We start from the raw sequence: 26,750 nt of genomic DNA, 5'->3' as shown, positions 1-26,750 counted from the left end.
CAATTGAAGCCACTGCTGCGCAACACCTCAAGGAAGCGCAAAACCATGACGACCACTGATCCGCGCCTGCGCAGCACCATGCAACTGGTACTGCTAGCCTGCGCCCCTGGTCTGTTGGTGCTGTTCTGGTTGCATGGCTGGGGCGTGCTGATCAATCTGCTGTTGAGCGGTTGCACGGCGCTGGTCACCGAAGCGTTGCTGCTGCGCTGGCGGGGAATGCCGGTCGCCTGCGCCGTTGGCGACGGCAGCGCGCTGGTCACCGCCGCGCTGCTGGCGGCAGCCTTACCCAGCCAGGCGCCCTGGTGGCTGCCGGTGACGGCGGCCTGCGTCGCCATCGGCCTGGGGAAACAGGCTTTCGGTGGCGTCGGGCGCAACCTGTTCAACCCCGCCATGGTCGGCTATGGGTTCGTCCTGCTGAGTTTCCCACTGCAGATGAACCACTGGCCAGGTCAGGCGCCTGGGCTCGTGGAAAGCCTGAGCCTGAGCTTCGGCGCCAGTGAAAGGATCGACGCCTGGGCCAGCCCCACGGTGCTTGATGTCCTGCGCCACAACCGCAGCCTGACCATCGACGAACTGTTCGCCAGTCACCCGGCGTTCGGCCATCTGGGTGGGCGTGGCACCGAGTGGGTCAACCTCGCCTTCCTGCTCGGCGGCGTGTTCCTGCTGCAGCGCAAGGTCTTCGGCTGGCAGGCCCCCGTCGGCCTGCTCGGCGCCTTGTTCCTGTCCAGCCTGCTGGGCTGGAATGGCTCCGGCTCCGACTCCCACGGCTCGCCACTGCTGCACCTGCTGTCGGGTTCGACCATGCTCGCCGCCTTCTTCATCGCCACCGAACCGGTGTCCGGCTGCAAGCAACCGCAGGCCCGCCTGCTGTTCGGTATTGGCGCCGGCCTGCTGATCTACCTGATCCGCACTTGGGGCAGCTTCGCCGATGGCACGGCGTTCGCCGTCCTGCTGATGAACCTCGCCGCCCCCATCCTTGACCGCTGGGTGGAACGCCGCCAGCAGGCCTGTCCATGACGGCCCGCAAACGCAGTACCGCAGTGCTGCTGCTGGTGGCAGGACTGGCGATTGCCGCGACACTGGCCTGGCAGCGCTTCACCGCCGGACCGATTGCCGTGGCCTCCCGCCAGTGGCAGGAACAGCAGTGGCTCAAGGTGCTGCCACCGGGCAGCTACGACAACCGGCCATTGCAAACGCCCGTGACACTCACAGACACCAGACTGAGCCATAGCCATCTGCTGGCTGGCTACCGCGCCAACTTGGCGGGAGCCACCAGCGCTGTTCTGCTTCACAGTAGTGTCCAAGGCTATGGCGGTGCCATCGAGTTGGTGATCGCCATCACCCCTGAGGGCCGTCTGGTGGGCGTGCGTGTACTCAAACAGCAGGAAAGCCCTGGCCTGGGCGATGGACTGGTCGATCCGGTGCGCCATTGGCTTGACCAGTTTATCGGTCGGACACTGCGTGATACACCCGAACAGGCCTGGGCGCTCAAGCGTGACCAGGGTGCGTTCGACCAACTAGCCGGGGCGACGGTGACTTCGCGGGCAGTCATCGAGGCGATCCAGGATACGCTGCGCTATTTCGACCAGCATCGCCCTGCATTGCTCGGCGAGACACCCCCATGAAGCGGTGCTGGCCCGTGCCAATCAGCCTGCTGCCATTGCTCGGCGCGACCGGCACTGTCGTCCAGGCGTTGGCGATAAGCCTTTGCACAGTGTTGCTGGTGGGCCTGCACCAGGTATTGATGATCCCTCTGCGCAGGCACCTGGACCATGGCCCCCGCCTGTGGGCCAGTACTGTACTTGCCGCCGCCTTGGCGACCTGCCTGCACCTCGGCCTGCAAGCCTGGGCGATGCCCCTGGCCCAGCAACTTGCCCTCTACCCGCTGCTGTTGGCCCTGCCCTGCCTGGCCAGTGAGCAACTGCCAGTACAGCCTGGCCGATATCGCCAGTTGGGGCTAGGACTGCTCGGTGTCCTCGCAATCGGCCTTGCCCTGGGCATCTGCCGCCAACTGCTGAGCGACGCTCTCGGCCTGCACCTCGCCGCACTGGCTCCTGGCGCCTTGATACTGCTCGGCCTGCTGCTGGGCCTGTACAATCACCTGCGTCCATCGAACACCGCCTCACGCCGTCAAGGAACCCGCTGACCCCATGAATGCCGCCAAACGCCTGGAGATCTTTCGCAGGCTGCATGAAGACAATCCCGAGCCCAAGACCGAACTGGCCTATTCCACCCCCTTCGAACTGCTGATAGCGGTAATCCTCTCGGCCCAGTCGACGGATGTCGGCGTCAACAAGGCCACCGCTCGCCTGTTCCCGGTCGCCAACACCCCACAAGCGATCCACGCCCTGGGCATCGAAGGCCTGAGCGAGTACATCAAGACCATCGGCTTGTACAACAGCAAGGCCAAGAACGTCATCGAAACCTGCCGCCTGCTGATCGAACAGCACGACGGCGAAGTCCCGCAGACCCGCGAAGCCCTCGAAGCCCTGCCAGGCGTTGGCCGCAAGACCGCCAATGTGGTGCTCAACACTGCCTTTCGCCAATTCACCATGGCCGTCGACACGCATATCTTCCGGGTCAGCAACCGCACGGGCATCGCGCCGGGTAAAACCGTGCTGGAGGTGGAGAAGAAGTTGCTCAAGTTCGTCCCCAGGGACTATCTGCTCGATGCCCATCACTGGTTGATCCTGCATGGCCGCTATGTCTGTCAGGCCCGAAAACCGCGCTGCGGCAGTTGCCGGATCGAGGACCTGTGCGAATACAAGCAGAAGACTTCTGACGATTGAGGCGATAGCTCATACTTGCTCGAGGCGATTGAAAAAATCTTTTTTACCCATTCTGCGATTCCCGTTATAAGGACGGCCAATGGCCCCTTGGCTTGGAGTGACGCATGAGCACCGATAAAGAAGACTTGGCAATCGACGACGATTTTCAGAGTGCGGACGACGATGTGGAGCCGCAGGCCGAACCGGCCAAGACCAACCTGAGCAAACGCCGCACCATAGACAACATGCTTGAGGAACGACGCCTGCAAAAGCAACTGGCCGACTTCGACTACGACCTGTAGTAAACGCAAAAGCCTCCCGAGCGGAGGCTTTTTCAATGATGCTCAGGCCAGCCCATGGCGCTGGGCGAGTTCGATCAGGTCCACCAGCGAGCGGGCATTGAGCTTGAGCAACAGACGCGTCTTGTAGGTGCTGACCGTTTTGTTGCTGAGGAACATGCTGTCGGCGATCTCCTTGTTGCTCTTGCCCCGGGCAAGCTGCTGCAGCACCATCATCTCCCGCCCGGAAAGCCGCTCGACCATCTCCATCTCCGTGGCGCCACTCACACCCGATCGCCCCTTGTGCAGCGCCTGGTTGGGGAAGTAACTGTAACCGGACAGTACGGCCTTGATCGCGCTGAGCAGTTCGGTCAGCTCCTGCTGCTTGCACACATAACCCGCCGCCCCCGCCTGCATGCAGCGCATCGAGAAGTGCCCTGGCGCCTGGGAGGTCAACACCAACACCTTGGTCCCCGGACTTGCCAGGGTCATTCGGGCAATCACTTCAAGCCCATCCAGTTTGGGGATCCCGATATCCAGAATGACAATGTCCGGCAGATATTCCCGCGTCAGTTGCAAGGCATCCACACCATTGTCGCTCTCCGCCACCACCTCGTAGCCATGCCGCTCCATCAGCATGCGTACGGCCAGGCGAATGACCGGGTGATCATCCACGATCAGCACTTTATTCATGCGATTCCCATTGATACGTTGTTTTTAGTTCGATAGACCACCACACCCGAGCATAACGATTATTTATGCAGCGGTTTCCCTGGCAGATTCACCGAAAGAAGTGGACTACTGTTATTAGAGATTCTTCCTACAAACAGCTAATTAACAAAATGTAATACATGTATGTCCGACGCAACGAGTCAGAAAGTAACATCCGGCAAAATTGGATCCAAGTGTCACCAGGTGACACATATTGCGGGAAAGTTCGACTATACAGGTTGGATAAAAACCTACCTTGCGACCCACGGCATTACTGGGCAGGGAAACAAGCCACGCTTAACAGGCTGGGGAAAACGGGCTACAGATGGGCAAAGCATGGCCAGGCACTCATCATGAACCGCGACCCCATCAGCCCGTTGACTCTTATCGCTGTCTTTGCCGGTGTGATTGAGGCATCCGCCTTGGCCTCGCTACCGTTCCTCAGTGACGACAGCCAGATCGTCTACACTTGGTTCCTGGTAGGTTTTCCGTTCTTCCTCACCGTGCTGTTCTTTCTCACACTCAACTTCAATAGCGGTTCACTATTTGCCCCGGACAGGCGTGCCAGTACTTCGGACAAATCACTGCCCCCCTCTGCAGCAAGGGACAATGGGGCAATGATCATCGCCATCTCCGGTACCAACAGCCGGAAGATTATCGAAAACCATGTGCTGCGGATGGTCGAGCGTCCACACGGACAGCAGCGGCGCTGGATCCTGTACAACCTCGATACGCGAACCTGCATCCATCTGTCGGTATCGCCGATGCAGGAAGGGGAGGCCGCGCCGCCCCCTGAATCCCGGGCATGAAAAAACCCGGCCAAGGCCGGGTTTTCCTGATACACCAAGGCTTACAGCAGCGAACGGCCCTTGTTGGCCGCGATGCGCATGCGCAGTGCATTGAGCTTGATGAAGCCTGCGGCGTCGGCCTGATTGTAGGCGCCGCCGTCTTCCTCGAAGGTCGCGATATTGGCATCGAAAAGCGAATCGTCCGACTTGCGGCCGACGACCGTGACGTTGCCCTTGTACAGCTTCAGGCGCACGACGCCGTTCACGTTGACCTGGGAGGCGTCGATCATCTGCTGCAGCATCAGACGCTCCGGGCTCCACCAGTAGCCGGTGTAGATCAGGCTGGCGTACTTGGGCATCAGCTCATCCTTCAGGTGAGCGACTTCGCGGTCCAGGGTGATCGACTCGATGGCGCGGTGGGCCTTGAGCATGATGGTGCCGCCCGGGGTCTCGTAGCAACCGCGCGACTTCATGCCGACGTAGCGGTTCTCGACGATGTCCAGGCGACCGATGCCGTTGGCGCCGCCGATGCGGTTGAGCTCGGCCAGCACGGTGGCCGGGGTCTTCTCGACGCCGTCGATGGCGACGATGTCACCGTTGCGGTAGGTCAGTTCGAGATAGGTGGCCTGGTCAGGGGCATTCTCCGGCGAGACGCTCCAGCGCCACATGTCTTCCTCATGCTCGGTCCAGGTATCTTCCAGGACACCGCCTTCGTAGGAGATGTGCAACAGGTTGGCGTCCATCGAATACGGCGATTTCTTCTTGCCATGGCGCTCGATCGGGATGCCGTGCTTCTCGGCATAGTCCATCAGCTTCTCGCGGGACAGCAGGTCCCACTCGCGCCACGGGGCGATGACCTTGACGCCTGGCTTGAGCGCATAGGCGCCCAGCTCGAAGCGCACCTGGTCGTTACCCTTGCCGGTGGCACCGTGGGAAATGGCGTCGGCGCCGGTTTCGTTGGCGATCTCGATCAGGCGCTTGGCGATCAGCGGACGGGCGATGGAAGTACCCAGCAGGTACTCGCCTTCGTAGACGGTGTTGGCGCGGAACATCGGGAACACGAAATCACGCACGAACTCTTCGCGCAGGTCGTCGATGTAGATTTCTTTCACGCCCATCGCCTGGGCCTTGGCGCGGGCCGGTTCGACCTCCTCGCCCTGGCCGAGGTCAGCGGTGAAGGTCACCACTTCACAGTTGTAGGTGTCCTGCAGCCACTTGAGAATCACCGAAGTATCAAGGCCGCCGGAATACGCCAATACGACCTTTTTTACGTCCGCCATGCCATCACTCCACGGGGTTGTACGGAAAGCCGTTGATTCTACCGGCCTTGCCGAAATATTTACAATGGGGCGACAGCTTGTGACGACAAAGCGACAGGAATTGTCGAGAGCGCGACCCGTGGTCGCACTCAGGATTTCGCCGAAGCGGACGGCGTGGCAACCGCCGCAGGCGTTGGTGCAGGTGCGGTAGCCGCGGGTGTCGGGGCCGGCGGCGGCACCGGCGCTGCCGGCTTCTCCACCGGCTTCTCGACCGGCGTCACGCGCTCCAGCTGGATGTTCACCCGGCGGTTGCGCGCGCGGTTGGCGGCACTGTTGTTCTTGGCCAGCGGGTAGCGCTCACCATGGAAACGCACGGTGATCTGTTCTTCCGGCACACCATGGGCCTTGAGATACTCGGCCACCGCCAACGCCCGTCGACGCGAGGTGTCGCGGTTGGTCAGGCGATTGCCGCTGTTGTCGGAGTGACCATTGAGTTCGATGTGATTGACCGTCGGATCGGCCTTCAGGTAGTCCAGCAGCACATCCAAGCGCGCGCGCGCCGAGCTGTCCAGCTCGATCCCGCCCCCTGGGAAGCCGACCTGGGTCTGGCGGATCTGGTCGTAGTTCATCGGCAGCAGCTTGGCGGCGCACAGCTGGTAGTCGCTGTAGGCCTTGGCAAAACTGACCGGCATCACATGCACTTCCATCGGCCGGCCACCTTCGCCGCGGTAGTTGCGCACCACGGTGCTGCGTCCATCGAGCAGGCCGTTGATCAAACGGCTGGCCTGGCCCTGGCTGGAGGTGAACAACACCCCGGTACGGGCCATATGCACCGCCCCAAGGTTGATGTCGCCGCGCCCAGGCTGCCAGGGCGCGGCGGCGGCCAGCAAGGTGGCGGAGCCGGCGCCCAGGACGTTGCTCTCCGAACGCAGCTGGAAGGTCGGCTGCTCGCCGGCGCGACGCACGAACTCGCCGCTGCCGAAACCGTCGATCGGCTGGATCAGGCGACATTCGAACTGGTCACCCTCGACTTTCCAGGCGACGTTCTCCACGCGGGTCTGGAAGGTCATGGCCCCGGCCGGCAAGCTGGCAACGAGGGTGAACAGGGCTAGGTAACGCTGGCGCACGGTCGGCTCCACAGATTCTGACGGCTTACCTGAACGCTATCGGTCGCCCGTCGGAAAACTTGATAGCCGTGCTCGAACAGGGGTTTTCCGGTAGCATTGGCTTCTGAGTTCGACCCGCCTGGAATCTCCAATGTCCGATCGCCTGACCCTCCTGCGCCCCGACGACTGGCACATCCATCTGCGCGATGGTGCCGTCCTGCCACACACCGTCGGTGACGTGGCGCGCACCTTCGCCCGCGCCATCATCATGCCCAACCTGGTTCCGCCGGTGCGCAACGCCGTCGAGGCCGCTGCCTACCGCGAGCGCATCCTTGCCGCACGTCCCGCCGGCAGCCGCTTCGAGCCGCTGATGGTGCTTTATCTCACCGACCGTACCAGCGCTGACGATGTGCGTGCCGCCAAAGCCAGCGGAATCGTGTACGCCGCCAAGCTCTACCCGGCCGGCGCCACCACCAACTCCGATTCGGGCGTGACCAGCATCGACAATATCTTCCCGGCGATCGAGGCCCTGGCCGAAACCGGCATGCCCCTGCTGGTGCACGGTGAAGTCACACGCAGCGAGATCGACGTGTTCGACCGCGAGAAACGCTTCATCGACGAGCACATGCGCCGCCTGGTCGAACGCTTCCCGACCCTGAAGGTGGTGTTCGAGCACATCACCACCAGCGACGCCGCGCAGTTCGTCACCGAGGCGCCGGCCAACGTTGGTGCGACCATCACCGCCCAGCACCTGCTGTACAACCGCAACCACATGCTGGTCGGCGGTATCCGCCCACACTTCTACTGCTTGCCGATCCTCAAGCGCAACACCCACCAGGTGGCGCTGCTGGATGCCGCCACCAGCGGCAATCCGAAGTTCTTCCTCGGCACCGACTCGGCGCCCCACGCCAAGCATGCCAAGGAAGCCGCCTGCGGCTGTGCTGGCTGCTACACCGCTTACGCCGCCATCGAGATGTACGCCGAGGCGTTCGAACAGCGCAACGCGCTGGACAAGCTCGAGGGCTTCGCCAGCAAGCACGGCCCGGACTTCTACGGCCTTGCTCGCAACACCGACACCATCACCCTGGTCCGTGAGGAATGGACCGCGCCGGACAGCCTGCCGTTCGGCGACAACACCGTGATCCCCCTGCGCGCCGGTGAGAAATTGCGCTGGCGCCTGCTGGAGGACAACGCGTGAGCGAAGACCTGTACGAAGACGACCAGGACAGCCAGGTCAGCAGCGGCTCGCGCCACCCCATGGCCGAGCGTTTTCGTGGCTACTTGCCAGTGGTGGTGGATGTCGAGACCGGCGGTTTCAACAGCGCCACCGACGCGCTGCTGGAGATCGCCGCCGTCACCATCGGCATGGACGAGAAGGGCTTCCTGTTCCCCGAACACACCTACTTCCACCGGGTCGAACCGTTCGAAGGGGCCAACATCGAGGCGGCCGCGCTGGAGTTCACCGGCATCAAGCTGGACCACCCGCTGCGCATGGCGGTGAGCGAGGAAAGCGCACTGACCGATATCTTCCGCGGCGTGCGCAAGGCGCTGAAGGCCAATGGCTGCAAGCGGGCAATCCTGGTCGGGCACAACAGCAGCTTCGATTTGGGCTTCCTCAATGCCGCGGTGGCGCGCAACGACATCAAGCGCAACCCGTTCCACCCGTTCTCCAGCTTCGATACCGCCACCCTCGCCGGCCTCGCCTACGGCCAGACCGTGCTGGCCCGTGCCTGCCAGAGCGCGGACATCGACTTTGACGGGCGCGAGGCGCATTCGGCGCGCTACGACACCGAGAAGACCGCCGAGCTGTTCTGCGGCATCGTCAATCGCTGGAAAGAAATGGGCGGCTGGCGCGACTTCAACGATTGAAGCCCGTCTTGCGCGACATGCTCGCGGGGCATAAAAAAACCGGCCACCAGGGCCGGTTTTTTATGCGCGTGGCAATTACAGCTTGCCAGCGTTCTCGCTCAGGTAGGCAGCAACGCCTTCCGGCGAAGCGTTCATGCCCTTGTCGCCTTTCTTCCAGTTGGCCGGGCAGACTTCGCCATGCTCTTCGTGGAATTGCAGGGCGTCGACCAGGCGCAGCAGCTCGTCCATGTTGCGGCCCAGCGGCAGGTCGTTGACGATCTGCGAGCGGACAACACCGTTGGTGTCGATCAGGAAGGCACCACGGAAGGCCACGCCGCCTTCGGACTCGACGTCGTAGGCCTTGCAGATTTCGTGGGTCATGTCGGCGGCCAGGGTGTACTTGACCGGGCCGATGCCGCCATTGTTGACCGGGGTGTTGCGCCAGGCGTTGTGGGTGAAGTGCGAGTCGATCGACACGCCGATCACTTCAACGTTGCGCGCCTGGAAGTCAGGGATGCGGTTGTCCAGGGCGATCAGCTCGGACGGGCAGACGAAGGTGAAGTCCAGCGGGTAGAAGAATACCAGGCCGTACTTGCCCTTGATGGCCGAGGCCAGGTTGAAGCTGTCTACGATCTCGCCGTTGCCCAGCACGGCTGGAACGGTGAAGTCCGGGGCTTGTTTGCCAACGAGTACGCTCATTCGATCTCTCCTGATGAGGGGTGAAAAACCTTGCCCGGGCGGAACGCGTCCCCCGGATCCAGCAAAGGCCGACCATCATACACAGCTTTGCGTGACAGGCCGAATCTCAACCGCCGGTCGCTCTGGAACGCACCTCAGACAAAGTGCTTTGACAAGCATTCTCATTACCATTACTCTCCAACGCATCGACTCAACCCGCGACGGTCAGCCTTTATGTATGTGTGTCTCTGTGTCGGTGTCACCGATGGACAGATCCGCGATGCGATCTACGAAGGATGCTGCAGCTACAAGGAAGTGCGAGCCGCCACCAATGTGGCCAGCCAGTGCGGCAAATGTGCCTGCCTCGCCAAGCAGGTGGTACGCGAAACCCTCACCGAGCTACAACTGAGCCAACAGGCTAGCCTGCCCTACCCCATTGAGTTCAATGCGGCGTAATTCCCGAATTCGAAGAACCGGACCCAGCGTCCGGTTTTTTTATGCCTGCAATTCAATAAGTTAGCGCTCGAACGCGGTTCACAAACATTCTTATTCCGATTAATTTTCACTTATTATTCAATAACTTAGGTTTGACATAGGGATAGGCCGGGCTCAAACTTCTCTGTATTGGCTCAACTTCTACAGGGCAGGACCCCATCATGAAAGGCGACGTAAGCGTCATCCAGCATCTCAACAAGATCCTCGGAAACGAGCTGGTCGCAATCAACCAGTACTTCCTGCACGCACGCATGTACGAAGATTGGGGCCTGAACAGAATCGGCAAGCTCGAGTACAAAGAATCCATCCAGGCGATGAAGGACGCTGACAAGCTGATCAAGCGCATCCTCTTCCTCGAAGGCATCCCCAACGTGCAGGACCTGGGCAAGCTGATGATCGGCGAGCACACCAAGGAGATGCTCGACTGCGACCTGAAGCTTGAGAAAAAGGCCCATGCCGATCTCAAGGCCGCCATTGCCCACTGCGAAACGGCTGGCGACTTCGGCTCGCGCGATGTGCTCGAAGACATCCTCGAAGACCAGGAAGAGCACATCGACTGGCTGGAGACCCAGCTGGGCTTGATCGACAAGATTACTATCGAGAACTACCTGCAGTCGCAGATGGGCGAAGAGTAGATTTCGCCAGCAACGAAAAGCCCCGCCTAGGCGGGGCTTTTTGCTACCTGCGGCAAACGCCGGATCAGGCCTCGGAAGCCTTGGCCTTCGCAGCCGCTTCCTTGATCAGGGTCTGCAGCTCACCCTTTTCGAACATTTCCAGCATGATGTCGCTGCCGCCGACCAGCTCACCGGCCACCCACAGTTGCGGGAAAGTCGGCCAGTTGGCGTACTTGGGCAGGTTGGCGCGGATTTCCGGGTTCTGCAGGATGTCGACATAGGCGAACTTCTCACCACAACCCATCACTGCCTGCGAAGCCTTGGCCGAGAAGCCACACTGCGGCGCATTCGGCGAACCTTTCATGTAAAGCAGAATGGTGTTGTTGGCAATCTGCTCTTTGATTGTATCGATGATATCCATGAAGCACCTCGGCTGAACTTTCCGACAGGGTCGTCGGCACGGTGACGCATTGTATCGGAAAGCCGAGCAGCGTGCTCGGCCTTGCCGTGCTTCATGCAGCCTCGACCTGCACCGGCACGCCATTGAGGGCGGCATTGCCGGAAATGCCATCGCGCAAGTGTTCGTCGGTCAGGTCATTGGCACTCGCGCCCGGCTGTGCAGCGGCCACCTGCAAGCGCGCGCCCTGGCGCCCATGGCCATAGCCATGGGGCAGGCTGACCACGCCGGGCATCATTTGCTCACTGGCCTGCACCGTCACCTCGATTACCCCGGTACGCGAGCGCACCCGCACCATCTGGCCGTCCTGCAACTGCCGCCGCTGCAGGTCGTCCGGATGCATCAGCAACTGATGGCGCGGCTTGCCTTTGACCAGCCGATGGTAGTTGTGCATCCACGAATTGTTGCTGCGCACGTGCCGACGGCCGATCAGCAGCAACTGGTCATCCGCAGGCGCGGCCATACGGGCGAGGCGCCGCAGGTCCTCGAGCAGTACGCCCGGGGCCGCTTCTACCTTGCCGCTGGCCGTGCGCAGGCGCGTCGTAAGGTTGGCGCGCAGCGGCCCGAGGTCAAGGCCATGGGGATGCGTGTCTAACACGCCTAGCGAGAGCTTCCAGGGCGTCTGCTCGCCATAAGGCCCCTTGCGCAAGGCGAAGTCGATCATCTGTGCCGGCGGCAGGGTTGCCTTGAGCTCGACCTGCGCGCGCTCGGCAAAAGCCTTGGCCAGCCCCACGAAGATCTCCCAATCGTGCAGCGCGCCCTCGGGCTTGGGCAGGATTGCCCGGTTGAAGCGGGTAACATTGCGCACCGCCAGCAGGTTGAAGGTGGAATCGTAGTGATCGTTCTCCAACGCCGAGGTCGATGGCAGGATCAGGTCGGCATGGCGCGTGGTCTCGTTGATGTACAAGTCGATACTGAGCATGAAGTCGAGGCCGGCCAGGGCGTCGTCCAGGCGTCGCCCGTTGGGCGTGGACAACACTGGATTACCCGCCACGGTCACCAGCGCCCGCACCTGCCCCTCCCCGGGTTCGAGGATCTCTTCGGCCAGGGCCGACACCGGCAACTCGCCGCCGTACTCGGGCAAGCCCGAGACCCGGCTGCGCCATTGGTCGAAATGCCCGCCGGAAGTGCTGGCGACCAGGTCGACCGCAGGTGTCGTGCACAGGGCACCGCCCTCGCGATCAAGATTGCCGGTGACCAGGTTGATCAACTGCACCAACCAGTGGCACAGCGAACCGAAGACCTGGGTCGATACACCCATCCGGCCATAACACACCGCTTTGTCGGCAGCGGCGAAATCTCGCGCCAACTGGCGGATCGCCTCCGCCGGAATACCACACAGCGCGCTCATGGCGGTCGCATCGAACGGCAGGATGGCTTCGCGCACCTGCTCCAGCCCAGTGACCGGCAGATGCGAGCCCCGGGCCAGGTTCTCGCTGAACAGCGTATGCAGCAGGCCACACAACAGCGCCGCGTCGCCACCGGGGCGAATGAACAGGTGCTGGTCGGCCAGCGCCGCCGTCTCGCTGCGCCGCGGATCCACCACCACCAGTTGTCCGCCTCTGGCCTTGAGCGCCTTGAGACGCTTTTCCACATCCGGCACGGTCATGATGCTGCCGTTGGAAGCCAGGGGATTGCCACCCAGGATCAGCATGAACTGGGTCTGATCGATGTCCGGAATGGGCAACAGCAGGCCATGGCCATACATCAGGTGGCTGGTCAGGTGCTGCGGCAACTGGTCCACTGAGGTCGCAGAGAAGCGATTGCGGGTCTTGAGCAGGCCGAGGAAGTAGTTGCTGTGGGTCATCAGCCCATAGTTGTGCACGCTGGGGTTGCCCTGGTAAACGGCCACCGCGTTGCGCCCGTGGGCCTGCTGGATCGCCCACAACCGCTCGGCGGCCAGGGCGAAGGCTTCGTCCCAGTCGATCGGCAACCATTGGTCACCGATGCGCCGGTGAGGCTGGCGCATGCGGTCGGGGTCCTCCTGGATGTCCTGCAACGCGACCGCCTTGGGGCAGACATGGCCGCGGCTGAACGGATCCTGAGGATCGCCCTTGATCGAGCTGATCCGCGCCGGGCCATCTGTTTCATGGGTGACTTCGATATTCAGGCCACAGATGGCCTCGCACAGGTGACAGGCTCGGTGATGCAGGGTCTTGGTCATGGCCGCCTCTGCCTTGTTATTTTAAAGACTCGACTATGCGCCCGCCGGCCGAGGCTCGCCAGCGAGGTTCGCGACGTGAATCGGACGACATCAGGCGGACGATTCCCGACAACGGGTTTGCCAAATGCGCTCCGAGCCGTGTACAACCGCTGTAGCAAATAAAAAACAGCTAGCCACCAAGGGTTTACGACACCCTTTGACACAGAGCCGCTGTTTCCCCCTTGGTTTGAGGCGACATTTAATTATAGTATTGCGCCTTTCCCTATTCCGTCCGCCCCGTGCGGCTTACGCCGCAGGTCACTCCCGTTGTCAACAAAACCCATACGGTCGACCTGCAGAACGTTGCAGATAAGGTAGTCAATCATGAGCGCAAGGCACTTTCTCTCCCTGATGGATTTCACCGCTGACGAATTGCTCGGCGTGATCCGTCGAGGCATCGAGCTGAAGGACCTGCGCAAACGAGGCGTGCTGTTCGAGCCGCTGAAGAACCGCGTGCTGGGCATGATCTTCGAGAAGTCCTCGACCCGCACCCGGGTGTCTTTCGAGGCCGGCATGATCCAGCTCGGCGGCCAGGCCATCTTCCTGTCGCCGCGCGACACCCAGCTGGGCCGCGGCGAGCCGATCGCCGACAGCGCCATCGTGCTGTCGAGCATGGTCGACGCGGTGATGATCCGCACCCACGCCCACAGCACCCTCACCGAGTTCGCCGCCAACTCGAAGGTGCCGGTCATCAACGGCCTGTCCGACGAGTCGCACCCCTGCCAACTGCTGGCGGACATGCAGACTTTCTTCGAGCACCGTGGCGCGATCCAGGGCAAGACCGTGGCCTGGGTCGGCGACGGCTTCAACATGTGCAACTCCTATATCGAAGCTGCCGTGCAGTTCGATTTCCAACTGCGCATCACCTGCCCTGAAGGCTACGAGCCTGATCAACGCTTCCTGGCGCTGGGCGGTGACCGCGTGCAGATCATCCGTGATCCGAAAGAAGCCGTGCGCGGCGCTCACCTGGTGACCACGGATGTCTGGACTTCCATGGGCCAGGAAGAGGAAACTGCACGGCGCCTGGCGCATTTCGCGCCTTACCAGGTCACCCGCGAACTGCTCGACCTGGCGGCACCCGATGCCCTGTTCATGCATTGCCTGCCCGCCCACCGTGGCGAGGAAATCAGCCAGGACCTGCTCGACGACCCTCGTTCGGTCGCCTGGGACGAAGCTGAAAACCGCCTGCATGCGCAGAAGGCCCTTCTGGAATTCCTTGTAGAACCGGCTTACCACCACGCATGAGTCAACAGCTACTGCTCAACCTGCGCAACCTCGCCTGCGGCTATGGCGAGCAACGCATCGTCCAGAACCTCAACCTGCACCTGAACGCAGGCGACATCGGTTGCCTGCTGGGGTCCTCCGGTTGCGGCAAGACCACCACGCTGCGCGCCATCGCCGGCTTCGAGCCAGTGCACGATGGCGAAATCCAGCTGGCCGGCGAAGTCATTTCCCGTGCCGGGTTCACCCTGGCCCCGGAAAAGCGCCGGATCGGCATGGTGTTCCAGGACTACGCCCTGTTCCCCCACCTTACCGTGGCGCAGAACATCGCCTTCGGCATCGGCAAGCACCCGCGCCAGGCGGCGGTGGTCGACGAGATGCTCGAACTGGTCAAGCTCGGCGGCCTGGGCGGGCGCTACCCGCACGAACTGTCCGGTGGCCAGCAGCAACGCGTGGCCCTGGCCCGGGCTCTGGCCCCCGAGCCGCAGCTGCTACTGCTCGACGAGCCGTTCTCCAACCTCGACGTGGAACTGCGTCGACGCCTGAGCCATGAGGTGCGCGACATTCTCAAGAGCCGTGGCACCAGCGCCATCCTGGTCACCCACGACCAGGAGGAAGCCTTTGCCGTCAGCGACCATGTCGGTGTGTTCAAGGAAGGTCGCCTGGAACAGTGGGACACCCCCTACAACCTCTACCACGAGCCGCAGACCCCGTTCGTCGCCAGCTTCATCGGCCAGGGTTACTTCATCCGCGGCCAGATGAGCAGCCACGAGTCGGTGACCACCGAACTCGGCGAGCTGCGCGGCAACCGCGCCTACACCATGGCTCCCGGCAGCTCGGTGGATGTGCTGCTGCGCCCGGATGATATCGTCCATGCTCCCGACAGCCCGTTGCGGGCGCGGATCATCGGCAAGAGCTTCCTCGGCGCCTCGACGCTGTATCGCCTGCAACTGCCCACCGGCAGCCAGCTCGAGTCGATTTTCCCCAGCCACAATGACCATCAGGTCGGCCAGGATGTCGGTATTGCGGTTGCTGCGGACCACCTGGTGCTGTTCGCGGTGCCCGGTAGCGTCGCTGCGCAGTTGGCCAGCCATGAGCAAGGCGTGCGACGCGTCAGCTGCGCACATTGATGCGCCAGATCCTCACAGCATCAATGTGCCGCTGGCGACGCGCCTGGCCATCCCGCCGATCTTCACCCGCTCGCCTTCCAGACGACAGAACAGCTCACCGCCCCTGGTCGAACACTGGAGGGCCTGCAGCTCGGACTTGCCAAGTCGCGCCGCCCAGTACGGGATCAGTGAGCAATGGGTGGAGCCGGTGACCGGGTCCTCCGGGATGCCAATGCCCGGAGCGAAATAGCGCGATACGAAATCATGCCGCTCGCCTGGAGCCGTCACGATCACTCCCAAGCCCGGCAGGCGAGCCAGCGCTACCATGTCCGGCGCGCAATCGCGTACCGCTTGCTCCGAGTCGAGCACCACGAACAGCTCGCGAGTTTGATAGACCTCGCGCACCGCGCACCCCAGCGCTTCGGCAACCGCCACGGGCTCGGCCAGCGGCAGCGGGTCGAAACGCGGGAAGTCCAACCACAGGCGGCCATTCTCACGACTGACGCTCAGCAGGCCCGAACGGCTCTGGAAGTCCAGGCGCGGCGCCTGCTCACCATAGACGTCGAACAGGACATGGGCGCTGGCCAGGGTGGCGTGACCACACAGGGGGACTTCGGTGCTCGGGGTGAACCAGCGGATCCGATAGCCATCATCCTCGGCCACCACGAACGCGGTTTCGGCAAGGTTGTGTTCGGCGGCCACCTGCTGCATCAGGCCATCTTCGAGCCACTGGTCCAGGCGGTAGACCATGGCCGGGTTGCCAGCGAAGGGGCGGTCACTGAACGCGTCCACCTGATGAAAATGCAACTGCATGCCACGACTCCTGTATCTGCCGGGAAAAGTCCCGAGCATGCGGCATGCCGCCAGGGCCCGACAGTGACAGAGTCGTAGAATTTCTATCAGTACAGATGATCAGCCGCGACCGATTTCGGCGAACTGTGCCTGGGTATAGGTGGCCAGCACCGCGGCGGTCAGCTCCACTTCAAGACCACGACGACCAGCGCTCACATGAATCGTTTCATGTTGTTGCGCGGATTGATCGATAAAGGTGCGCAGGCGCTTCTTCTGCCCCAGCGGACTGATCCCTCCAACCAGATAGCCGGTGGCGCGCTGGGCAGCCTGCGGGTCGGCCATTTCGCACTTTTTCACTCCTGCCGCGTGGGCCAGGGCCTTCAGGTCGAGGGTCCCGACCACCGGCACCACGGCCACCAGCAGTTCGCCCTTTTCACTGCTGGCGAGCAGGGTCTTGAACACCCGCAGCGGGTCAAGGCCCAGCTTTTCCGCCGCCTCCAGGCCATACGAGGCGCTTTTCGGGTCATGTTCGTAACTGTGCACGCGGTGCTCGGCGCGCGCCTTCTTCAAAAGGTCCAGGGCGGGGGTCATCAACGGCTCCAGTCGATCACAAGTCGCCCGGTACTTTAGGGTAATTCCACCGGTGCAGCCAGCGCAGGTCCCAAGCTAGAGCAGCGGCCATGGATTCACGACCCGGGGTGTCAGTCAGATTGTGGCCAAGCGTTCATTTTCGACCTTTGACATCAGCGTTTCTTGTCTATATTTTTTCGTTTATGAATAAATGGTGCACCTATAAGGTGCACTACCTGTACCTGCCCGGCGTCAATGGGGATCGACTCCGGGCTTTTTTGCTGTCGAGCGCCCAGCGCCTCACAACAACAAGAACCGAGGTCACTCATGACAACTGCTCTACGCGAACCCACGTTATCCGCCCAATGCCTGGCCGAGTTTCTCGGCACCGCCCTGCTCATCTTCTTCGGCACCGGTTGTGTCGCCGCGCTCAAGGTCGCTGGCGCCAGCTTCGGCCTGTGGGAGATCAGCATCATCTGGGGGGTCGGCGTGAGCATGGCGATCTACCTGACCGCCGGCGTCTCCGGCGCGCACCTGAACCCGGCGGTCAGCATCGCCCTGGCGGTGTTCGCCGGTTTCGACAAGCGCAAGCTGCCGTTCTACATGCTGGCCCAGGTGTGCGGCGCATTCTGCGGCGCGGCCCTGGTGTACTTCCTGTACAGCAACCTGTTCTTCGATTTCGAACAAAGCCACGCCATGCTACGCGGCAGCCAGGCCAGCCTGGAGCTGGCCTCGGTGTTCTCCACCTACCCGCACCCGGCGCTGTCCACCGGCCAGGCCTTCCTGGTCGAAGTCATCATCACCGCGATCCTGATGGCCGTGATCATGGCCCTGACCGACGACAACAACGGTCTGCCACGCGGCGCCACCGCCCCGCTGCTGATCGGCCTGCTGATCGCCGTGATCGGTAGTGCCATGGGTCCGCTGACCGGCTTCGCGATGAACCCGGCGCGGGATTTCGGGCCTAAACTGATGACCTTCCTGGCCGGCTGGGGCGAAGTCGCCTTCACCGGCGGGCGCGATATTCCGTATTTCCTGGTACCGGTGTTCGCGCCAATCCTCGGTGCCAGCCTGGGCGCGGCCCTGTACCGCGGGCTGATCGCCCGTAACTTGCCGACCACCCAGGCCGCGGCCCAACAGACAGACGATAATCCTCAGGGCGACACCCAGGTTTCCTGAAGCCCGCGCCGGGCCCGGACCGCAAGGCCGGCGCCCGCCACGCCCTGACCTACTCCCTTATTCGTGCAAGGCCACCGACATGACCGATACCCTGGACAAGAACTACATCATCGCCCTGGACCAGGGCACCACCAGTTCGCGCGCCATCATCTTCGATCGCGACGCCAACGTGGTGGGCACCTCGCAGCGTGAATTCGCCCAGCATTACCCGCAGGCGGGCTGGGTCGAGCATGACCCGATGGAAATCTTCGCCACCCAGAGCGCGACCATGGTCGAGGCCCTGGCCCAGGCCGGCATCAGCCACGCCCAGGTCGCCGCCATCGGCATCACCAACCAACGCGAGACCACTGTCGTCTGGGACAAGGAAACCGGACGCCCGGTTTACAACGCCATCGTCTGGCAGTGCCGCCGAAGCACCGACATCTGCGCCCAGCTCAAGCGCGACGGCCACGAGCAGTACATCCGCGAAGCCACCGGCCTGGTCACCGACCCGTACTTCTCCGGCACCAAGCTCAAGTGGATCCTCGACAATGTCGAAGGCGCCCGCGAACGCGCCGAACGTGGCGAGCTGCTGTTCGGCACCATCGATACCTGGCTGATCTGGAAATTCTCCGGCGGCAAGGTGCATGTCACCGACTACACCAACGCCTCGCGTACACTGATGTTCAACATCCATTCGCTGCAGTGGGACGAGAAGCTGCTCGATATCCTCGGCATTCCGCGCCAGATGCTGCCTGAAGTGCGCCCATCGTCCGAGGTCTATGGCAAGACCAAGAGCGGCATCGACATCGCTGGTATCGCCGGCGACCAGCAGTCGGCGCTGTTCGGCCAGATGTGCGTCGAACCGGGCCAGGCCAAGAACACCTACGGCACCGGCTGCTTCCTGCTGATGAACACCGGCGCCAAGGCGGTCCAGTCGTCTCACGGCCTGCTCACCACCATCGCTTGCGGCCCACGCGGCGAGGTGGCCTACGCCCTCGAGGGCGCGGTGTTCAATGGCGGCTCGACCGTGCAGTGGCTGCGCGACGAGCTGAAGATCGTCAACGACGCCTACGACACCGAGTACTTCGCCAGCAAGGTCAAGGACAGCAATGGCGTCTACCTGGTACCGGCCTTCACCGGCCTGGGCGCGCCGTACTGGGATCCGTACGCTCGTGGCGCATTGTTCGGCCTGACCCGTGGCGTCAAGGTCGATCACATCATTCGCGCCGCCCTGGAGTCGATCGCCTACCAGACCCGCGATGTGCTCGACGCCATGCAGCAGGACTGCGGCCAGCGCCTCTCCGAACTGCGCGTGGACGGTGGCGCAGTGGCCAACAACTTCCTCATGCAGTTCCAGGCCGACATTCTCGGCACCTGCGTCGAGCGTCCGAAGATGCGCGAGACCACGGCGCTGGGTGCGGCCTACCTGGCGGGCCTTGCCTGCGGTTTCTGGAGCGGCCTGGACGAGCTGCGCGACAAGGCTATCATCGAACGCGAGTTCAGCCCGCAGCTCGATGAAACGGCGAAAGAGAAGCTGTACAAGGGCTGGCGCAAGGCTGTGGATCGTACCCGCGACTGGGAAGACCACGACGCCTGATCAAGTAATGCAGGGGCTGCCGTGCAGCCCCGATTGACCAAAGGCCTACTGGTCGTCATCTCCTTCCTACGGCATCATTGCAGAATTTGTCCGGCAGCCCCAAAGGACCGCCCATGAATCTGCCCCCACGCCAACAACAAATCCTCGAGCTCGTCCGCGAACGCGGCTATGTCAGCATCGAAGAGATGGCGCAGCTGTTCGTCGTCACCCCGCAGACCATCCGCCGCGATATCAACCAGCTTGCCGAGGGCAACCTGCTGCGCCGTTATCACGGTGGCGCGGCCTACGACTCGAGCATTGAGAACACCGCCTACGCCATGCGCGCCGACCAGATGCGCGACGAGAAGCAACGCATCGCCGAAGCCGTGGCCCGGCAGATTCCCGACCATGCCTCACTGTTCATCAACATCGGCACCACCACCGAATCCATCGCCCGTGCCCTGCTCAACCACAACCACCTGAAGGTCATCACCAACAACCTGCACGTGGCGGCGATCCTGGCGGCCAAGGACGACTTCGAGGTACTGGTGGCCGGCGGCACGGTCCGTCGCGACGGCGGCGTGGTCGGCCAGGCAAGCGTCGACTTCATCAACCAATTCAAGGTCGATTTCGCCGTGGTCGGTATCAGCGGTATCGACGAGGACGGCAGTCTGCTGGACTTCGACTACCAGGAAGTACGGGTATCACAGGCGATCATCAGCAACGCCCGGCAGGTGCTGCTGGCGGCGGACTCGAGCAAGTTCGGCCGCAATGCCATGGTTCGCCTAGGTTCGATCAGCCTGATCGACTGCCTGGTGACCGACCAGGCCCCTTCTCCTGCCCTGACGCAGTTGCTCAACCAATACAAGATTCGTCTCGAGGTGGTTTGACGCCTTGGGCGTGACCGCGTGCCTCCCCCATGAAATCGAGCGCCACTCGCGCGGCGCTCGATTTCGGCGATCCTGAAAAGCGCCCACTGAGCCCCCACCTTTTTCACAAATGTTCATTTCCCTGTCATCCGATCAGTTTTTTCTATAAAGACTGACTGGCAGCCGCCTGTTCATTGCGCTAGTATTTTCGAAAGCGAACATCAATGTTCATATTCGATGTGAACAGCCCCAGGAGGCCTTGCCCGTGTCCCAGCCCGTTTCGTCCCAGCCACCACTCCAGGACTGCTACGACCTCGCCGTGATCGGCGGTGGCATCAATGGCGTCGGTATCGCTGCCGATGCCGCCGGGCGCGGCCTGAAGGTGTTCCTTTGCGAAAAGGACGACCTGGCACAGCACACCTCCTCGGCCAGCAGCAAGCTGATCCACGGCGGCCTCCGCTACTTGGAGCACTACGAGTTCCGCCTGGTGCGCGAAGCACTGGCCGAGCGTGAAGTCCTGCTGGCCAAGGCGCCGCACATCGTCAAACCCATGCGCTTCGTGCTGCCCCATCGCCCGCACCTGCGCCCGGCGTGGATGATCCGCGCCGGCCTGTTCCTCTATGACCACCTGGGCAAGCGCAAGCGCCTGGGCGCCTCGCGCAGCCTGCGCTTCGGCCCGGGATACCCGCTCAAGCCGGCCATCACCCGCGGCTTCGAATACGCCGACTGCGCGGTGGACGATGCCCGCCTGGTAGTGCTCAACGCCATGGCCGCCCGAGAAAAAGGTGCGCACATCCATACCCGCACCCGCTGCCTGCGCGCCGAGCGCATCGATGGCCTGTGGCAAGTGGAGCTGCAACATGCCGACGGCAGCCTGCAGAGCATCCGCGCCCGGGCACTGGTGAACGCAGCCGGCCCCTGGGTCGCCAGCTTCATCAAGGACGACCTCAAGCTCGATGCACCGTATGGCATTCGCCTGATCCAGGGCAGCCACCTGATCGTGCCGCGCCTGTACGAAGGCGAGCACGCCTATATCCTGCAGAACGAAGACCAACGCATCGTCTTCTGCATTCCCTACCTGGATCGCTTCACCCTGATCGGCACTACTGACCGCGAATACAGCGGTGACCCGGCCAAGGTCGCAATCACCGAACAGGAAACCGCCTATCTGCTCAAGGTGGTCAACGAACACTTCAATCATCAGCTCAGCCACGCCGACATCCTGCACACCTACTCGGGTGTACGCCCCCTGTGCAATGACGAGTCCGACAACCCCTCGGCGGTCACCCGCGACTACACCCTCGCGTTATCCGGCACTAAAGGCGAAGCCCCCCTGCTCTCGGTATTCGGCGGAAAGCTGACCACGTATCGCAAGCTGGCGGAGTCTGCCATGGCAGAACTCAAGCCGTTCTTCAGCGACATGCGCGGCAGTTGGACGGCACAAGCACCGTTGCCAGGAGGCGAGGACATGACCGATGCGCCATCCCTGGCCGAGGCCATGCTCGCCCGCCACGACTGGCTGCCAGTCGATATTGCCAAGCGCTGGGCAGCGACCTACGGCAGCCGTGTCTGGCAACTGCTCGACGGTGTTCAAGGCCCGGATGACCTTGGCCAGCCGATCGGTGCCGGCCTGTTCGGCCGTGAGGTGGATTATCTGCACGAGCACGAGTGGGCGCGCAGTGCCGAGGATATCCTGTGGCGGCGGACCAAGCTCGGATTGTTCACCAGCGCCAGCGAACAACAGGCGCTTGACCGTTACCTCGACCGTTACAAAGCTGCCAGCGCCCAGACAGATGCGGCGTGATTCGCCCCGGCAGCACAAATGCCGCTGCCAGGGCCATGCTCTGCTCATAGCCAGCGCCGGCAGGCCCGTTCGGTGAGCGTGTACCGCAACTGCCGTTCGGCAGCCTGAAGTTCCGACATGAGCGTGTTGGCACGTTGCATGTATTCTTCTTCGCTGATCGTTCCAGCGTCTACCAGCGCCTGCTCGGCATCCAGGCGGACATGGAACGGCTCGGCCAGCTCGGCGAATTCATCGACGTTACGCTGCTCAAGGTAACCCTCCCAGAACGGCCTGCTGACCAAGGAATCGCTAACCGCTCGCGGGTTCTCGGCCTGCAACACCTGCTGCTCGGCATTATCGACGTCTGCGACTGTGACCCTGGCCGCTCCCGGGTAGTGCATGCGCCGCGGCTGATCGGGCAAGCCAAGACGGCGAGCCAATCTGACCCGGTAGAACAACCGTGCCTCGATCTCATCCACAATCGGTGAGGGCTGCGACCCGCCTGCGGCGCCTTCAAGCAAAGCCATAGCCTGTCTGTCGGCCTCGTGCAACGCCTGTATATGTTGACTGGCGATGCGGTCCACCTGATCCAGGCGATACAAGGAGCGTCCCAGTTCGACCAGGCGCCGTTCGGCATCTCCCCCCCCTTCTGCCAGCAGCACCTGATGACCCTGCACCGCAACCTCAAGCTGGCTCAGAATCAGCAGCAGCCGATCCTCGCAGGTACGTACCCCTCCGGCTTCGCTGAAGACGAACTCTCTCAACGACTCCTGCTGCTCGCAAGCCTCAAGGATGTGCCAGACACGATCCCGATAATCCCACGCACAGAGGCCAAATTCATCGGTCTGCATGAAGTCGGCGAGAAAACGAAACAGGTCGGCAGAGCCTGATTCGTTTTGCAGCAAGTGCCACAGGTTACTGCGCCGGGCACGCGTACTACCGGTCTCATTGCCCAACCATCCTTCAAGCACAGCAGCATGGTTGATCCGGTTACCGACAGGACCCTCTGCATGCGCTGCAGAGGCGGGCCGAGCCGTGCGCAAGGCGACCCTGCTCTGTTCGTTCAGCGGGTTGCCTTGCAACGCCAGATTTCGCAGGTTGCCTCCCAGCGCCTGCAGCTCAGCCCGAACCTCGCGCAGGCGATTATCCCGGTAGTCGACCAGACTGCGCCAGGGCAGTTCACGGGGTGAACCGGGCAATCGCTCCAAGTTGCACCCGCGCAACGATAGCAGGCGCAGGCACCTCAAGCCGCCGAGAGAGGGCGGCCTGAGCAGGGGATTGTAGCCCAGCCGCAATGTGCGCAATCGCGTCAGCGCTTGCAGACGGCGCTCACCGGAGTTGTCGATGGTGATCCGGTTTCGCGATAGATCGAGCCTTCTCAGAAAGGCCATGTGCTCTATGCCTTCGGGAACCATCATCAGGCGATTGTTGCGCAGATCGAGGTCTATCAAGTTGGGAAAGCGGCCGAGGAAATCTGCGCCGATCTCTCTCAGGTCCATGTTGCGCAACCTCAGACGGCGCACATGCGCAAAACTCAGGCCGGAAGGCAGTTCAGGCAGGGTATTGATCCATTCACCCTCGATGACCAAGATATAGTCGCCACTCAGATCGACCAGCTTGCGCCGCCAGCAGCGGCGAATAGCCGTGGCTACCCGACGCCGACGCATAGCCTGCAACGGATTGCTCCAGCGGCCGGCCCACTCGCTCAGGCAGTTGCGAAGTTCCGTCAACTGGCGCTGCAACACGCCGTAGTGCTCCCAGAGGTCCGCCCGCTGCTCGACGAGCGGAAGGATATAGCTTTCCAACTGCGCGTCACTGAGGGTTGGAAATATCTGATGGATCCCCCTTCGGCAGGCCTGCCGCCCGGACACCTGCCGACCGCTCAGGGGGTATCCGAGTCGCCCATCACCCAGGCGCAGCGGCAGGCGCACACCATTGGCGATTGGCGCCATGCCAATCAGACTGGCGGCTTGATCACGGTCCGCATTGGCGCGGTGCGAGAGCCAGTCGGCCAACTGCAACTCCCCGGAATCGGCAGGCGACAGCCTGGCAAGCTGCTCCGGGTCCATACTCAACCACAAAGCTCGCAGAAAGCTGTCGGAAGCGACAGCTTCGGTCGCACGCGGGCCATCAAGGAGCTGATAACCTCGGCCTGTGGCCAGGATACGCCGTGCCGGCACAGTGGTCCGGGACGAAGACTGCAGCGATGGCTCGGGGTCCAAGGCATTCTCGAGGATTTCCAGCCTGACATCTGTCCAGGGAGCAATCTGCTCGATCAGGCGCACAGCCAACCGTCGGGTGTCGCCATTCACCGCCTGCCGCTGCCTCAGCCCGGCGCAGGCGCGATCAAGCCGCGCATCACGCAGGTGCCAGCGGGCTCGCTCGGCAAAGCTCAGCGGTACTCGTCCGAGCCGCCCCAGTTCGGACAGGTGCTGGGCCGTTGCAGTACTGAGAATTTCTCTGATGCCCCGCAGAGTCAAGCCAGGGAAATCGCGTTTCATCATGGCTTCTTCAGGGGTCAGGGTCAGCCCATTCGATCTAAGGCGTGTTTCAAAAGCATCTCCCGACAACATCGGATGCGCTTCATGCGCCTGGTGGCGCTCCAGCGCATCGAGCAGACGCGCCGGAGCACTTGCCCCCTCGACATGTAATCTACGCAACTTATCCTCGCTCAACCCGGTAGTCAGCAGCAGGTCATCAATCGTGGCATCGGTTGCCGTCGCAAGTTGACTACTCAATCGCCGAACCAGGTCACCGGCCCCCTGCCATTGCTGTGGCGATTCCAGTTCATGACGCCAGCCACCCGTGCCGTTATGCTCGATCAACGGGGCATAGGCATCGTCGCGTTCAGGGTGGACCACGCGCCAGGCATTCAGCTCAGGTGCTTCGCGCACGGCATATACACTTTCATGGGTACGCAGGTGGGTGCGTTCGCCAACGCTCACACGTCGCCCCCATGGCTGATCGACAACGGCTGTCCGGTAGGCCTGCAACCGCGGTTCAATCAGCTTTACCCGCTCCGAAGCTGTCCTGATGGGCACCAAATCGTCAACCAACGGGACACGCTTGAACGCTTGCGAAACGGCGCTCCCCCCGGTCGCCAGCAAAGCCCCGACAGCCATGCTCTCGGCCACACCGAACAGGTGGTCCAACGCGCCCTGGCGGTCTCCCAACTGCCAGTCCTGGTAGCCCTCGTACACTTCCTCGGCGAGTTGCACGGCGCTCACTGCCAGCATCACTTCTCCAAGCACTGGCACAAACAGGCTGACCATGCCGACCAGATCGAGTCCCGCTGCCATGTACCCCAGCAGCCGCTTGCGTCGCTCAGTTGTATCCACCTGCTCGGTGGCCACGGCCAGCATCTGTGCATCGTCGAGCAAGGTGGCGACACGCTGGGCACGAAGGTGCTCGAAAAGAGGGGATGCAATCTCGATATTCCTACCATCGAGCTGCAAAGTATCGTTCTGCTTGCTGTCTTTTAGCAGGCTGGCGAGCAGGCTGAAGAATACCGGCCGGTCGCGCTCGCTGACGAAGCGCAGGAAAAAACGTCGATAAGCTTCGCCATGCAAGCGCAAGGCGATCATGTCATATAGAGCCTGCCAGGACGCATGGCGACTCACTGCTCCCTGCGGGTCGCCCGGTATCCAGGCGATCACCGCTTCGATCTCGGCGCCCGGGGCGGGGCGCGCTTCCAGGGTGACAATACCCCGCATGCACTTGCCCAGCAGGTACAGCTGACGCGCCCTGACCTTTGCGCAAAGCGGTGGAACGACACAGCTGAACGACATGAAAGGCATCATCTGCAGGTAGCTACGTTCGTCAAGCTCGCCTTTGAGTCGGGCCAGATGCACGGCAACTTCAAGGTGTGCCCTGAAGCTCTCTTCGAACAGGCTGGCCACTCTCAGGCGACGTTGCCCTGGGGTGTCGCCTGGCTGATCGACGGGCGAAAGGGTTGCCTTGAGCAAGGCCTGATACCCCGCCCCCAGGTCAAGACGGCGGCACAGCGCGGCAAACTGCTCGAGCGACAAAGCTAGAGGTTTACCTTTGGAGTCGTGCAAATGGCCTTGGCGAAAGCTCGACGGTCGTGTCTCGTCGTCGTGGTAATTGTGCAGCGCAGCTGAAAGCAGGCTTTGAATGGAAGTAAAAAGCGCCCGCTGCAACGGCAGGCTGGAGAATTGCGAAGGTTGGAGCGACCCATGATAAACGGTGACGATGCTCGCATTGACGTCTGCGGCAGACACGCCGACCTCGCTCAATGCGCGGCTGAGCAGTGGCACAGCGTAGGCTTGCAGTTCAGGAATTTCCCGCAGTACCTCCCCGAGGCTCTGACTGGCAGCCTGCTGCCGGCGCAAGGCCAGGTGAAAAGCGCGTATCCGTTCGGGGGAAGCGCGGACCAGCCAGGCGGGAAGACGGCTGGCAATCAGCGAATCGATCGAGTCTTGGGCGAAACTGGCTTCTGGCATG

Annotated in this window: 25 protein-coding genes; 16 read left to right on the top strand and 9 right to left on the bottom strand. The window is 62.4% G+C overall.

Annotation, left to right across the window (positions count from 1 at the left end):
* Positions 1–45 precede the first annotated feature (45 nt).
* The 5 genes from ACVWZ5_RS22545 to ACVWZ5_RS22525 all read left to right on the top strand — a co-directional run bounded on the left by ACVWZ5_RS22545 (position 46) and on the right by ACVWZ5_RS22525 (position 3,070).
* Positions 46–1,017 carry an RnfABCDGE type electron transport complex subunit D gene (locus ACVWZ5_RS22545; RefSeq protein ID WP_084941860.1) on the top strand — a complete coding sequence of 324 codons (972 nt, stop codon included), beginning with the start codon at positions 46–48 and terminating at the stop codon, positions 1,015–1,017.
* Positions 1,014–1,625, top strand: a complete 612-nt coding sequence (locus ACVWZ5_RS22540; protein ID WP_084941861.1) for an RnfABCDGE type electron transport complex subunit G — start codon at positions 1,014–1,016, stop codon at positions 1,623–1,625. The genes ACVWZ5_RS22545 and ACVWZ5_RS22540 overlap by 4 nt, the downstream gene beginning before the upstream one ends.
* Entirely contained in the window at positions 1,622–2,146 is a 525-nt protein-coding gene (locus ACVWZ5_RS22535) for an Rnf-Nqr domain containing protein (RefSeq protein WP_062573062.1), read from the top strand. The genes ACVWZ5_RS22540 and ACVWZ5_RS22535 overlap by 4 nt, the downstream gene beginning before the upstream one ends.
* 4 nt (positions 2,147–2,150) lie before the next feature.
* Positions 2,151–2,789 (top strand): endonuclease III, encoded by a 639-nt coding sequence (nth, locus tag ACVWZ5_RS22530; RefSeq protein WP_062573061.1) that lies wholly within the window; start codon positions 2,151–2,153, stop codon positions 2,787–2,789.
* A 104-nt stretch (positions 2,790–2,893) separates the two neighbouring features.
* A complete protein-coding gene (locus tag ACVWZ5_RS22525; RefSeq protein ID WP_028690073.1) occupies positions 2,894–3,070 on the top strand; it encodes a PA3496 family putative envelope integrity protein in 177 nt (58 codons plus the stop codon).
* A gap of 42 nt (positions 3,071–3,112) precedes the next feature.
* On the opposite strand, the gene ACVWZ5_RS22520 is transcribed toward ACVWZ5_RS22525, so the two are convergent.
* Positions 3,113–3,739 carry a response regulator transcription factor gene (locus ACVWZ5_RS22520; RefSeq protein WP_028690074.1) on the bottom strand — a complete coding sequence of 209 codons (627 nt, stop codon included), beginning with the start codon at positions 3,737–3,739 and terminating at the stop codon, positions 3,113–3,115.
* Positions 3,740–4,110: 371 nt separating this feature from the next.
* Between ACVWZ5_RS22520 and ACVWZ5_RS22515 the strand changes: the two genes are divergently transcribed.
* Positions 4,111–4,566 (top strand): hypothetical protein, encoded by a 456-nt coding sequence (locus ACVWZ5_RS22515; protein ID WP_084941863.1) that lies wholly within the window; start codon positions 4,111–4,113, stop codon positions 4,564–4,566.
* A gap of 41 nt (positions 4,567–4,607) precedes the next feature.
* On the opposite strand, the gene ACVWZ5_RS22510 is transcribed toward ACVWZ5_RS22515, so the two are convergent.
* Positions 4,608–5,825 (bottom strand): argininosuccinate synthase, encoded by a 1,218-nt coding sequence (locus tag ACVWZ5_RS22510; protein WP_062573059.1) that lies wholly within the window; start codon positions 5,823–5,825, stop codon positions 4,608–4,610.
* Between the two features lie 128 nt (positions 5,826–5,953).
* The gene (locus ACVWZ5_RS22505) at positions 5,954–6,931 is read right to left on the bottom strand and encodes a flagellar protein MotY (protein ID WP_084941864.1); all 978 of its coding nucleotides are present in this window, start codon (positions 6,929–6,931) and stop codon (positions 5,954–5,956) included.
* Between the two features lie 130 nt (positions 6,932–7,061).
* Between ACVWZ5_RS22505 and pyrC the strand changes: the two genes are divergently transcribed.
* Entirely contained in the window at positions 7,062–8,108 is a 1,047-nt protein-coding gene (gene pyrC / locus ACVWZ5_RS22500) for a dihydroorotase (RefSeq protein ID WP_028690078.1), read from the top strand.
* Between the two features lie 59 nt (positions 8,109–8,167).
* Positions 8,168–8,779, top strand: coding sequence for a ribonuclease T (gene rnt / locus ACVWZ5_RS22495; RefSeq protein WP_225933324.1), 612 nt, complete (start codon positions 8,168–8,170; stop codon positions 8,777–8,779).
* A gap of 75 nt (positions 8,780–8,854) precedes the next feature.
* On the opposite strand, the gene ACVWZ5_RS22490 is transcribed toward rnt, so the two are convergent.
* Positions 8,855–9,457: a peroxiredoxin gene (locus tag ACVWZ5_RS22490; RefSeq protein ID WP_062573056.1), complete on the bottom strand. Its 603-nt coding sequence runs from the start codon at positions 9,455–9,457 to the stop codon at positions 8,855–8,857.
* A gap of 213 nt (positions 9,458–9,670) precedes the next feature.
* Here ACVWZ5_RS22490 and ACVWZ5_RS22485 point away from each other — a divergent pair, with 213 nt between their 5' ends.
* Entirely contained in the window at positions 9,671–9,892 is a 222-nt protein-coding gene (locus ACVWZ5_RS22485) for a bacterioferritin-associated ferredoxin (protein WP_062573055.1), read from the top strand.
* Positions 9,893–10,092: 200 nt separating this feature from the next.
* Positions 10,093–10,566, top strand: a complete 474-nt coding sequence (bfr, locus tag ACVWZ5_RS22480; RefSeq protein ID WP_028690081.1) for a bacterioferritin — start codon at positions 10,093–10,095, stop codon at positions 10,564–10,566.
* 64 nt (positions 10,567–10,630) lie between these two features.
* Here bfr and grxD read toward each other — a convergent pair whose 3' ends face one another.
* Entirely contained in the window at positions 10,631–10,966 is a 336-nt protein-coding gene (grxD, locus tag ACVWZ5_RS22475) for a Grx4 family monothiol glutaredoxin (RefSeq protein ID WP_016713741.1), read from the bottom strand.
* A 91-nt stretch (positions 10,967–11,057) separates the two neighbouring features.
* On the bottom strand, positions 11,058–13,166 hold the full coding sequence (locus ACVWZ5_RS22470) for a molybdopterin oxidoreductase family protein (protein ID WP_457340866.1): 2,109 nt from the start codon (positions 13,164–13,166) through the stop codon (positions 11,058–11,060).
* A gap of 363 nt (positions 13,167–13,529) precedes the next feature.
* Between ACVWZ5_RS22470 and argF the strand changes: the two genes are divergently transcribed.
* Both argF and ACVWZ5_RS22460 read left to right on the top strand, forming a co-directional pair.
* Positions 13,530–14,450 carry an ornithine carbamoyltransferase gene (gene argF, locus ACVWZ5_RS22465; protein ID WP_050704023.1) on the top strand — a complete coding sequence of 307 codons (921 nt, stop codon included), beginning with the start codon at positions 13,530–13,532 and terminating at the stop codon, positions 14,448–14,450.
* Complete coding sequence (locus ACVWZ5_RS22460) at positions 14,447–15,556, top strand: ABC transporter ATP-binding protein (protein WP_062573053.1); 1,110 nt, start codon at positions 14,447–14,449, stop codon at positions 15,554–15,556. Before argF ends, ACVWZ5_RS22460 begins: the two co-directional genes overlap by 4 nt.
* Before the next feature lie 12 nt (positions 15,557–15,568).
* On the opposite strand, the gene ACVWZ5_RS22455 is transcribed toward ACVWZ5_RS22460, so the two are convergent.
* Positions 15,569–16,348, bottom strand: a complete 780-nt coding sequence (locus ACVWZ5_RS22455; protein WP_062573052.1) for a PhzF family phenazine biosynthesis protein — start codon at positions 16,346–16,348, stop codon at positions 15,569–15,571.
* Positions 16,349–16,447: 99 nt separating this feature from the next.
* Complete coding sequence (gene ybaK / locus ACVWZ5_RS22450; protein WP_062573051.1) at positions 16,448–16,918, bottom strand: Cys-tRNA(Pro) deacylase; 471 nt, start codon at positions 16,916–16,918, stop codon at positions 16,448–16,450.
* 306 nt (positions 16,919–17,224) lie between these two features.
* Here ybaK and ACVWZ5_RS22445 point away from each other — a divergent pair, with 306 nt between their 5' ends.
* The 4 genes from ACVWZ5_RS22445 to glpD all read left to right on the top strand — a co-directional run bounded on the left by ACVWZ5_RS22445 (position 17,225) and on the right by glpD (position 22,307).
* Positions 17,225–18,076 (top strand): MIP/aquaporin family protein, encoded by an 852-nt coding sequence (locus ACVWZ5_RS22445; RefSeq protein WP_186599351.1) that lies wholly within the window; start codon positions 17,225–17,227, stop codon positions 18,074–18,076.
* Positions 18,077–18,155: 79 nt separating this feature from the next.
* On the top strand, positions 18,156–19,655 hold the full coding sequence (gene glpK / locus ACVWZ5_RS22440) for a glycerol kinase GlpK (RefSeq protein WP_186599350.1): 1,500 nt from the start codon (positions 18,156–18,158) through the stop codon (positions 19,653–19,655).
* A gap of 113 nt (positions 19,656–19,768) precedes the next feature.
* The gene (glpR, locus tag ACVWZ5_RS22435; RefSeq protein WP_062573048.1) at positions 19,769–20,524 is read left to right on the top strand and encodes a DNA-binding transcriptional repressor GlpR; all 756 of its coding nucleotides are present in this window, start codon (positions 19,769–19,771) and stop codon (positions 20,522–20,524) included.
* A 244-nt stretch (positions 20,525–20,768) separates the two neighbouring features.
* Positions 20,769–22,307 (top strand): glycerol-3-phosphate dehydrogenase, encoded by a 1,539-nt coding sequence (glpD, locus tag ACVWZ5_RS22430; RefSeq protein WP_280070459.1) that lies wholly within the window; start codon positions 20,769–20,771, stop codon positions 22,305–22,307.
* 44 nt (positions 22,308–22,351) lie between these two features.
* On the opposite strand, the gene ACVWZ5_RS22425 is transcribed toward glpD, so the two are convergent.
* On the bottom strand, positions 22,352–26,749 hold the full coding sequence (locus ACVWZ5_RS22425) for an NEL-type E3 ubiquitin ligase domain-containing protein (RefSeq protein ID WP_457340865.1): 4,398 nt from the start codon (positions 26,747–26,749) through the stop codon (positions 22,352–22,354).
* Position 26,750 lies beyond the last annotated feature (1 nt).

It is taken from the genome of Pseudomonas sp. TE6283 (assembly GCF_054060555.1).
The sequence above is the reverse complement of the archived record's forward strand: the minus strand, read 5'-3'. Positions and strand labels throughout refer to the sequence as shown.